At 62.5% G+C, this 10,222-nt stretch carries 7 protein-coding genes; 6 read left to right on the plus strand and 1 reads right to left on the minus strand.

All coding sequences use genetic code 11. The annotated features are described in order from the left end of the window. Positions 1-630: 630 nt before the first annotated feature. The gene (locus ACWKY3_RS12965; protein WP_449316812.1) at positions 631-2,259 is read right to left on the minus strand and encodes an FAD-dependent oxidoreductase; all 1,629 of its coding nucleotides are present in this window, start codon (positions 2,257-2,259) and stop codon (positions 631-633) included. Positions 2,260-2,476: 217 nt separating this feature from the next. Here ACWKY3_RS12965 and ACWKY3_RS12970 point away from each other — a divergent pair, with 217 nt between their 5' ends. From ACWKY3_RS12970 to ACWKY3_RS12995, 6 genes are all read left to right on the plus strand, one after another. Continuing rightward, positions 2,477-3,898 (plus strand): response regulator transcription factor, encoded by a 1,422-nt coding sequence (locus ACWKY3_RS12970; RefSeq protein WP_449316813.1) that lies wholly within the window; start codon positions 2,477-2,479, stop codon positions 3,896-3,898. A 49-nt stretch (positions 3,899-3,947) separates the two neighbouring features. Continuing rightward, positions 3,948-4,751, plus strand: coding sequence for a hypothetical protein (locus ACWKY3_RS12975; RefSeq protein WP_449316814.1), 804 nt, complete (start codon positions 3,948-3,950; stop codon positions 4,749-4,751). A 50-nt stretch (positions 4,752-4,801) separates the two neighbouring features. After that, the gene (locus ACWKY3_RS12980) at positions 4,802-5,485 is read left to right on the plus strand and encodes a response regulator transcription factor (protein ID WP_449316815.1); all 684 of its coding nucleotides are present in this window, start codon (positions 4,802-4,804) and stop codon (positions 5,483-5,485) included. A 257-nt stretch (positions 5,486-5,742) separates the two neighbouring features. Then, complete coding sequence (locus tag ACWKY3_RS12985) at positions 5,743-6,351, plus strand: cytochrome c3 family protein (protein ID WP_449316816.1); 609 nt, start codon at positions 5,743-5,745, stop codon at positions 6,349-6,351. 52 nt (positions 6,352-6,403) lie between these two features. Beyond that, on the plus strand, positions 6,404-8,077 hold the full coding sequence (locus tag ACWKY3_RS12990) for an FAD-dependent oxidoreductase (protein WP_449316817.1): 1,674 nt from the start codon (positions 6,404-6,406) through the stop codon (positions 8,075-8,077). Positions 8,078-8,873: 796 nt separating this feature from the next. Further along, positions 8,874-10,025, plus strand: a complete 1,152-nt coding sequence (locus ACWKY3_RS12995; protein WP_449316818.1) for a helix-turn-helix domain-containing protein — start codon at positions 8,874-8,876, stop codon at positions 10,023-10,025. Positions 10,026-10,222: the final 197 nt, after the last annotated feature.

Here is a 10,222-nt window from a genome sequence, read left to right on the forward strand (position 1 = left end):
GGCGGCGGGTTCGTGCCCGGCAGCGGCCGCCGCGCTGCTTTGCGAAGAGAAATCTTTCATGCCGCCATTATACGCAACAAGAACCTCGTTCGATTCGAAGGCGGCCCATCCAAGCGCGAAACCGCAGCACGGCCCGGCGGCTCGGGCGTGCCTCCTCCAAGACTTCCCGGCCATCAAACCTCCGGGGCGTTTGATTCGAGGGCGCAAAACCGCACGTTTCCCGCTTCGGAGAACGCACCCGTCCATGTCGCTTGCCACAAGCTTGACACTCATCGCCTTCTCCTGCCTCTGGGATCTTCGCACCCCTCAACGTGATGGCTTCCTCCTGCCATAGTAGGCCGCAGTGTGCGCCCGGCGTGCCCGCGAACGAAACGACTCAACGGCTACGAGGAAGGAGATGCAGAAAGGAGTGCGGGAGGACCGGCTCCGACCGGCCACCGTCCACAGCGGCCTGCGCCAACTCCGGTTCGCATCGCCATCCGCAGCGGCCGTTCCAGCTCCAACTCGACCGTCATCGCGCCTCGTCGCGCATTCCGCCTTCCAGCGGTGCGGGCGTCCCGCCGCAAAACGCCCGCACCATTCCATCTTTTTCGAAACTTTGCCAAAAAGACACGCCGTCTTCGAAGACATCTAAGAGGTGGCGCAGTTTTTGCCGGCGAAGTAGCCGTGAACTATAGCCAAGGAATTCGTCAAACCAATGTGACTTGCCTCATACGACCAGCCGAAACGTCGTCCGACTGTATTGCCGGCCGCATAAATGCCGGGAATGGGGGCGCCGTCGGCGTCAACCACGCGCAAATCACCATCGCATTTCACGCCGCCCATGGTCACGGCGCACACAAGCGTCTCCTTTACTGCATGAAACGGCGGCGTCGAGACAGGGAGCAGGTACTTGGGAAGCTTGCCGTAATCTTCGTCGAACCCGTTCGCGCACATTTCGTTGTAACGATCCACCGTAGCCTTGAGCACATCCGGATCTATGTCCATTTGCTCCGCAAGCTCCTCAAGCGTATCAGCCTTGAGCTCGGTGGTACTCACATCCACGGCCCCCTTCGGCATAACGCCGTTGAAGGCGCTGGGCAACTCTCCGTCAAGCGAAGCCTGGTCCAAAATCTTCCAATATGCCAGATCGTCCCCCGGCTGTTCGGCAACCACGTGCGGTATGTTCAGAAACGAGGTCGCCTCGTTCAGGAATCGATAACCACGCTGATTCACCATGAGTACGGGCACACCACATAGCGGACTGGTAGGCCATGAGTTGTAGGGGTGCGTCTTCTCCTCCATCTGCGCACCTGCCCAGCAAAGCATCTTGTGACCATCGCCTGTATCGAGCGGGATCTCGGGCGTCTTGTCAGTCTGCATGACACCGTTGTACCAGTTCTGCTCCCTCAAGAAGCGAGCAATGCGCGGACTAAAAAACTCATCTATCATATCGTCGTTGTGCCCGAATCCACCGGTGCATACCACCACCCCTTTTTTGGCGGCATAGTACTCATAATCGCCGGCCGCATTCTGGGCGATCACGCCCACCACACGTCCTGCTTCGTCCTGATCGAGCTTGACGGCCGGAGTTTCAAACTTGAACTCGACGCCAACCCCCATCAGGTAGTCGTGCAACGTTTGGACGAATTCACGATAATTATCGCCCACCTCCGGATCGCCAATCTCCACAACCGTGTCGTAGAACGGACTGATCTCGCTGGTGCGATCCTCAAAACCAAATCCTTTGGCCGTAATGGCGATACCACTGTCGGCAAGCACCTTTTCGACCAACCAGTCCAGGATCTCGCCACTGTGAAACGCCCATAACGCCCATAGCTTCGCATCACAACGGTAGCACAGGCTGCGATTGATGTCCGTGAGGATCTCCTGCGGATCGTACTCGGGCAATCCCCTTTCAAGCTGGTACTTCGAATTGACAAATGCAGCTCCGAAACCACCGTAGTGAAATGACGACCATTTTTCCAGCACCGTCACCTGCGCCCCCTCGTCTTCGGCGGCAAGGGCCGCCAAAGAGCCGGCCACGGCCGACCCAAGCACAACCACATCCGATTCGAACGTCGCCGTGCAGTCCTTTTTCGAAACGGCAGGCGCCTCCCCCAACCAATCACCACCCTGAGTGGCGGATCCTGCTTTGCCATCACCTGCGCTTCCCGCCATGTTGGTGGGCGCGCATCCGGCAAGAGCCGCCAACGCGGCACCGCCCCCCAAAACGCCTGCCGCCCTCAGTGCGTCGCGACGGCTCAAGTTCATTGCCATGATCCCTTCCTTTCCTTGCGATTCCATGTATGTGCGGCGATACCGCTTGCAGCCGCATTCGCAAGTATGCGGCTGCAAGCGCTTTTCCTGATCCTCCCGACGGCATGAAATATCACCCATATCCCTCACCCCAACAGGACTAGGGGAATCCAAGCCGACACTGCTATTCTGTTCGAGCAGACGCTTGCGAACCATAGGGGGACAAAGGAGGGGCGGCATGAAACCATCCGTCAAATCGGTGCCCGTCTTCGTGCTGGCACTTTTCAACCACTGGGTCTTCTCCTTCACCGTATTTCCTCAGTTTGACTCACTCGTAGGAGCTGGCTCAAACGCTCTTCCACTGGCTATATTTCTCGGATTTGCCATCGTCTCCCAAATTCGCCCATCGTTTGTGGCGCATGAAAGATTCACGCAAGTGGCTCTGGGGTTCGTCATTGCCTCCGCAGCCGCCCTTTTCGCAAATGCGCAAACGGGATCACCTGTAATTATCACAGCAGGAACGGTCCTCATGGCCGTGGGCATCTTCTGGATGGACATCAGGGCGACGCTCGCGCTCATGCCCCTAAACCGCATTGCCTGCGCTTTTGTGCTTGCCACAAGCTTGGCCATCAGCCATCCAATAATCTTCTTATCGGGGCGTCTCGATTTTGAAGCCGGCCTCTCCTGCATCGCCCTTGCATCCTTTGCGCTCTTCTTCGCCTCCGCGTCTGCCGCCCCTGTCCTCGCAAAATACCGCAACATCCAATCGCCTTACAACTTGGCCGGAACGAATCCGTTCTCGTTCATCCCTCTCAATAGCAGCTTCTTCGGGCTATTCTTCGTGATATCATTGGTGTACGGCTACATCTCGCGCGGAGACGCCTCGGGCGCTATTGATCCTTTAAGCGTCTTCACACTTGCGCCTCTTCTTGTTCTCTCGGTTTGCTACCTGATACAACGCACGACGCTTTCGGCTGACACCCTTTTCAAAGGTGGCGCTTGTTTCGTGATAGTCGCGTTGGTGATCGAGCTTGCCTACCCGGGCCAAGCCCATAGCCTTGTACGCAGCGTATCCCTTGCAGGAAGCGAGCTTTACGACCTGGTTTTCTACTGGTATGCGCTGAGCATCGTGGGATCGAAGAACGAAACTGCGGTACTTCCCATGCTGACATACGGCCGATCAGTCCTGGCATTGGGCAGCCTCATCGGACTTCTATTCCGCGACATCTCGACTCAACTATCTGGCTATTCTGCGATTTTGTCGCCCATTCCACTATGCGTGATCGCATTTCTGTTTCTCGCTTACATCGTGATCATGCGCAATGCATTCCTGTTCGATGATTTGGCCGAGCGGATCAGGCCGGTTGGCGCCATTGAGAACCTAACGGACGCGGACTGCACGAAGACCGCGTTGCCGCGCAAGGAACTCGATGATTACCTCAAAGAGTTTTACCTGCTCACCGCTCGCGAGATAGAAGTATACGAACTGCTGAGGCTTGGCAGGGACTGCAATTTCGTGCAGAAAGAGCTTCTTATTTCGCGCAATACCGTACGCTCCCATATCCGCAGCATCTATACGAAGCTAGACATCCATTCCCATCAGGATCTCATCAGTTTCGACCAAAAGCTTTCCCGATCTTTCCAAGATGATACAAGGTAATTGGCAAAACGCGGGCACCTCAGCGCTGCCGTCCGCTGCCCCCCGCCATTTGCCACGCACCTTCATCTCGGCCATAATGGCAGAAGCAACGCCCCCATCGCCATTGCCGATGGGGCGCGATGACGCTTCTGCCGCATCAAGGGGATGGGGATTTATGCGCACCTTGCCTAAAGCGCGAACGCTTTTTTCCACTCGCACGTTCGACTGGGATTTTCTCGGGTTCGGTCTGTGCCGGGCTTGGATCTCCCTTGTGTTCGCACTGCCCGTGCCGAGTCTGCTCGCCATCAACGTGGATGAGAGGCTTTGGTTTTTCCTTCCCGGAGCAGCCGCCTGCCTTGTTCTGTGCATCGCCTCGCGAAAGGCCCCCTCGCCGCAGGTTCGCACGTTCTCGCTTCTTGCGGCGGGAGCGTTTTCGATCCTGGGAGTTCTTCTGACCTACGCGGGAATCGAAGCAGGATGGGGCCTTCCCGCGGGAATCGGCCTTTCTTTCGTCGGCATAGGGGCCGGACTTGCGCAAACGCTTTGGGGAGACAAGATGGCCTCGCTGTCGCCTGCGCGCACCGACCTCCACACCGTATGCGCTATGCTGTTCGCCGCCATCCTCACCGCCCTTTCGCGCTTCGGCGATTCCGCCGAAACCGCACTGCTCGCGTTCGTCATGCTGCCCTTGGGGTCGTTCGCGCTTCTTTACCGAGGCTTTGACGCCGGAACCTGGAGCATCGCGCAGGAGGGCAAAGACAAGACCACCCCCCCCCCTGGACGGATCCGCCGCACCTCGGGAGGCTCTGCCTGTCGATTTTCGCATTCACCCTTGTGTTCAACCTGGTCAACACCTCGCTGCCCCCCTTCCTGACGGCAACTGGAGAAGGATTCCAATCAGCGCGTAACCTGGCGAACGCGGGCGTGACGCTTGCGCTGCTCTGCGTCGTCGTTTTGCGGGGGCGCATCAGCCGCATGAGCTTGTACCGGCTCTCGTTCCCGGTGCTGTTCGGATCTTTGCTGCTGATGCTTGTGCTGCCCGGCGAGCACACGCCGTTCGCCTCGTTCGCCGCCGCCTCGGGATACAAGTTGTTCGACGTGCTGTTCTGGTGCGTGATCGTGGGATTGGCCCACGATCATCGCCCTCGCTCCTGGCAAACGCTGGGACTGGGCATGGCGGCGAATTTCGGAGGGATGGGGCTTGGCGTCGGCCTACACGGTCCCCTGATCGACGCGCTGTCGTCCGGAGTCCTTGATCCGACCCTCGTCGTCTGCGCGGCCATGTTCGCGCTCGCCGTGGTGACGATGCTCATCCTCCCCGAACGGCTGATCGCTCAAGTCCTGCCGCTCCCCGCCAAGCGCAACCCGCCCGAAACGCCCACGCTCGCGCAACGCTGCGCCGAAGCGTCCCGAAACGCCGGGCTCACCGCTCGCGAGAGCGAAGTGCTCCTCTTGCTCGCCCAAGGGCGCACGCAAAGCGTCATCGCCCGCAAGCTGGGCATCGGCGAAGGCACGGCGCACTCCCACATCATCCACATCTACCAGAAGATGAACGTCCACTCCCAGCAGGAGCTTCTCGACATCATAGAGGAGTCCGCGGGAGCGTAGCGCCCTGCTCCTGCTCCTGTTCCCGCCCCTGTTCCCGCCCCCGCTCCTGCTCCCGCTCCTCCTTCGCCCTGTTCCCACTCCCGCTCCTGCTCCCGCCCCTCCTTCGTCCCCGCCTCTACCTTCCCCCGCCGCCTCTACCTCCTGGGTAGAGGACTCATGCTCCGGCGAAAATCCACCGCTCGGGCAGTTTTCCTTCCGCCTGCCGCGTCGTTTCATGAGCACCGCAGGAACGCGAACGAACGAGAGGAGGGAAGTTCATGGGAAACCGAGTCGGACTCATCGCCTTGGGCGCATCGTTGAGCCTTGCGGGCGTCCTTGCGCTCGCCGGATGCGCTCCGCAAGCATCCTCGCAATCCACCGACCAGGACGCGGCAGCCGCCTCTGCAAGCGACGGCGCAGAAACGGCCGCAAACTGGTCGCCCGACGCCGATTGCGCGGCATGCCACGAAAAGGAAGCGTCGTCCGCCGAGGCCCCGGGGTGCCTTGCGCAGGCGCACGCGCAGCTTGGCTACGTCTGCGCCGACTGCCACGCCGACGAGCAAAGCTTGACCGCCGCCCACAAAAACGGCGCGTCGGGCACGCCCGCCACCAGGCTCCAAGCAAGCGACGTCGATGATGCCGCCTGCCTGGCCTGCCACGACAGCCGCGAGGCCATCGCAGCCCAAACAACCGACGTGACGATTGCCGACGACAAGGGCACCGCCGTCAACCCGCACGCGCTGCCGGCCAGCCCCGACCACGACAGCCTTGCCTGCATCGACTGCCACACGTCCCACGAGGCCGCACCCGCGCTCGAAGAGGCGGAGAGCACCTGCGCTTCGTGCCATCACGCCGGCGTGTTCGAGTGCGGCACCTGCCACAGCTAAAGAACGCGACCCCCCCCCCGACGGCGGGATCGCAACGACAAGGAGGAGCATTATGGGAACCACCACGACCAACGACGTTTCGCGGCGCTCGTTTCTGAAAGGGGCCGCTGCGGCCGGAGCCGGGCTTGTGGCCACGGCCGCGCTCGGCGGCTGCGCCGCCGACGCCGAGAGCGCATCCGGGCAGCAACCCGACTGGATGCCCGAAAGCTGGGACTACGAGACCGATGTGCTGGTGATCGGCTACGGAGGGGCGGGCATGTGGACCGCCCTGACCGCCGCCGACGAAGGGCAGTCGGAAGTCCTCATCCTGGAGAAAGCGCCCGTGCGCGGCGGCGGCAACTCGGCCATCAACCTGGGCGAGTTCACCATCCCCGTGGACGAAGAGGGCTGCGCCACCTACATCAAGTCGTTCAGCCGCGGGCTCACGCCCGACGTCATGGCCGACGCCTGGGCGAAGGAGGCCGTGCGCAACGGCGAGTACGCCACGAAGTGGGGCCTGCCGTGGCAACAAAACGAGGGCACGCTGGCCAGCCGCTACACCGAAAGCTGCGAGTACCCCTTCCTGCCCGGCGCGGATTCCATGGAGATCGGCGCCATCGAGGGCTACGGCATGAACTTCTGGGACATCATGGACGCCCATCGCCAAGAGCTTGGCATCGAGGTGCTGTTCAGCGTGGAGAACGAAGAGCTCATCCAGAACCCCGACACGTTGGAGATCCTCGGCTGCTGGGCCGACTACGACGGCAAGCGCATCGCCATCAAGGCCCGCAAGGCCACGATGATGACCATCGGCGGCTTCGAGTTCAACGAGGACCTGAAAAACGAGCACCTCAAAGTGTACCCGGCGCTCGGCTTCTACGGCTGGCCGTACAACACCGGCGACGGCATCAAGATGGTGCAGGACGTGGGCGCGCAGCTGTGGCACATGAACTGCATGATAGGCGGCGCCAACCCCAACTTCCACGACGAGGAGTACCCCTACGCCATCCAGCTCAGCCCCAAGGCCGACAATTACATCTGGGTGGACCGCACCGGAAAGCGCTGGCGCAACGAGAAGGCCAGCAGCAGCCCGCACGTCGGATGGCACGAGTACCTCAGGTTCGACGACAAGATCTGCGACTTCCCGCTGATCCCCACCTGGGCCATCATCGACCAAACCGCCTTCGACGCAGGACAGCTCGGCCCCGACCCCTCGGCGAAGCTCGCCCGCGGCATGTACTCGTCCGCGCTGCCCGATGAGGTGGGCCGCTTCCCCGGATGGAGCCAGGACAACAAAGCCGAGCTTGAACGCGGATGGCTCAAAACGGCCGACACCGTTGAAGGGCTTGTCGAGGAAATGCGGAAAGTGGACCCCGGCATGATGGACGCGGAGACGCTCAAAGCCACCATCGACCAGTACAACGCATGCTGCGCCTCGGGCAGCGACCCCGAGTTCGGCCGCCCGGCCGAAACCCTGCTGCCCCTCGAGAACCCTCCCTACTACGCCTGGCCCATCTACCCCGGCGGGTGCTCGACGCTCGGCGGCCCGAAGAAGAACGAGCACGCGCAGGTGCTCGACGTGAACGACAAGCCCATTCCCCGGTTGTACGCCGCCGGCTGCTTCGGCAACTTCGCCGCGCACACCTACGGCATATCGGGCGGCAACAACGCCGAGAACATGGTGTGGGGCCGCATCGGCGCCCGCCACGCCTGCGCCCTCGAACCGTGGGACGCTTCTGAGGCGTAAAACGCGCATCGAAAGCGGGATCCCTCTCCCCCTCTTGCGCCGCCGGCGGCCCTTCCCGTCGGCGGCGCCTCTTTGCCGCCGGCGCTTCCTCGTCGGCGGCGTCCTTTTGCCGGCGGCCCTCTCCTACTGGCGGCCTCTCCCGTTGGCGACCCCCGTTGGCAGCGTCCCTGAGTCGGTAGCCGCCCTTTGCCGACGGCCCTCTCCCGCCAACCCCTCACGCTGTCGCCCCCTCCCACCAGCATCTCTTCTGACGCCGACCCGCCGTCGACACCGCCCTATCCGCCCGGACCGCTTCCGAATGGCGAGAAATCACCGAAGTCGGAAGGCTCGCGCACGCGCTGGGCGCATCCGCCCGGATGCCGCCCGCATAATGCCTGGTCGCAGGAAGACGGCCTCCTCCCCTTCGCGGGCCGGTCCGCAACGGGCGGCGCGAACCTTCCGACTTCGGTGATTTCTCGCCACCTCGCCCCGCAGCCGGGCGGCTTCGCGGCCCGAAGCCCGCTGCCGCGCCGCGCCTCATCTCGCGCCCGTCGGCAAGATGCGAGCGAATCGGCCCCGCGCCGACCCGCGCGCCCGGCAACCAACCCGTCGGCGTTCCCAGCATTACGCAAACTGGTCCCCACAAACCCCCAGATCACGCCCCCGCAACCTGAGCGTGCGCGAAAAAGGCCGAAACGCGCGCCCAAGTTGGTGGAGCGGGCGGGGACGCGCGGGCATCATAGGGCCGCGAGGCGTCGCCGCGGCCGAGGCGCGCTTCGGGTATCATGCAACCGAGCATAACAGAAGGGAACCCCGTATGAGTTTCGCCGAAAACCTCGTCTATTTGCGCCAGCGCTACGGCGTCACGCAGGAGGGCCTTGCCGAGCAGCTGGGCGTGTCGCGCCAGACCGTGAGCAAATGGGAAGCCGGCACGAACTACCCGGAGATGGACAAGCTGCTTGCGCTGTGCGACCTGTTCCATGTGAGCATGGACGACCTCATGCGCGGCAGCGTCCATATTGCCAAGGAAAACGACACCGAGCGCTACGACCGCCACATGAACCGCTACAGCGCATCCGTCGCCATCGGCGTCGCGTGCGCCATCTTCAGCGTGAGCGCGCAACAGGTGCTGGAAGCCCTCGGCGTGCCGGAGAACCTGCAGGCAGCGGCTCTTATGCTGTGCGTGGTCGCAGCCGTGACCCTGGGCATCGTCGCCGGCCTGAGCCACAGCGAGTTCAAGCGCCGCAACCCCGCCATCGAGCCGCGCTACTCCGCCGAGACGCTCAACCGCTTCGGCAGCCGCTACCCCGCCCTCATCGCCGTGGGCGTGGCGCTCATCTTCGCCGGGGTGATCCTGCTGGTTGCCCTCACCCCCGAAAACAGCGCCTCATCCGCCGATGAAATGCTGGAGAGCCTGGTGACCGCAGCGTTTCTGCTCATGATAGCCGCAGCTGCGGGCATCATCACCTGGACCTGCATGCAGAAGTCGAAGTACGACCTGTCCGAATTCACCTACATCGCGCATCGCCAAGACCTCGGAGCCGAGGTGCCTCCCACCGTCGCCACCAAAACGCCCCGAACGGTGCGCGCCGAATCCGTCATGGGCGCACTCTGCGGCGTCATCATGCTGCTGGCCCTCATCGTGTTCTTGGTGTGGGGCATAGTGCCGCTGTCCGACCAGATGGCCGCAGGAGGCGGCTTCGACAAATGGATGCTGAAGGACGCCATCCGCAGCGGGCAGGGCGGCTTCGCCGTCAGCTGGATCGCGTTTGTGGTGGGCGGCATCCTGTGCGGCATCGTGTGCATCGTCGGCAGCGTGCTGACGAAGTCGAAGGAGGACTGGGTGGCCGAAGCGCGCAAAGAGGACGCTTGGATCAAATACGCTCGCGAGGACGCCGACGCGAACGACCCTTGGGTCCGCGATGCGGAAGAGCGCAAGGCCAGTCCGGATGCGCGTCCACGCAGGTAGCCGGGAACGGCGCAAGCGCGTCCGGGCCGGCAGCCGCAACCGACCTGGAAAGCTGGTCGGCATGCTGACCAGCTTTCCAGCGCTCATGCAAGCCCGGAAGGCGTCATGCAAGGCAACGCCTGCCGACTCGGAAGGCGTTGCGCAAGGCTACGATCGCCGGTGACAGGAGGGTGACAGGAGGACGGGGATAACGTCAC

The organism is Rubneribacter sp., assembly GCF_965361815.1.

Bases quoted from the DNA above. Each gene is read 5' to 3' on its own strand.
- ACWKY3_RS12970 (WP_449316813.1), top strand. From the start codon at position 2,477: ATGAAACCATCCGTCAAATCGGTGCCCGTCTTCGTGCTGGCACTTTTC.
- ACWKY3_RS12995 (WP_449316818.1), top strand. From the start codon at position 8,874: ATGAGTTTCGCCGAAAACCTCGTCTATTTGCGCCAGCGCTACGGCGTC.
- ACWKY3_RS12985 (WP_449316816.1), top strand. From the start codon at position 5,743: ATGGGAAACCGAGTCGGACTCATCGCCTTGGGCGCATCGTTGAGCCTT.
- ACWKY3_RS12965 (WP_449316812.1), bottom strand. From the start codon at position 2,259: ATGGCAATGAACTTGAGCCGTCGCGACGCACTGAGGGCGGCAGGCGTT.
- ACWKY3_RS12990 (WP_449316817.1), top strand. From the start codon at position 6,404: ATGGGAACCACCACGACCAACGACGTTTCGCGGCGCTCGTTTCTGAAA.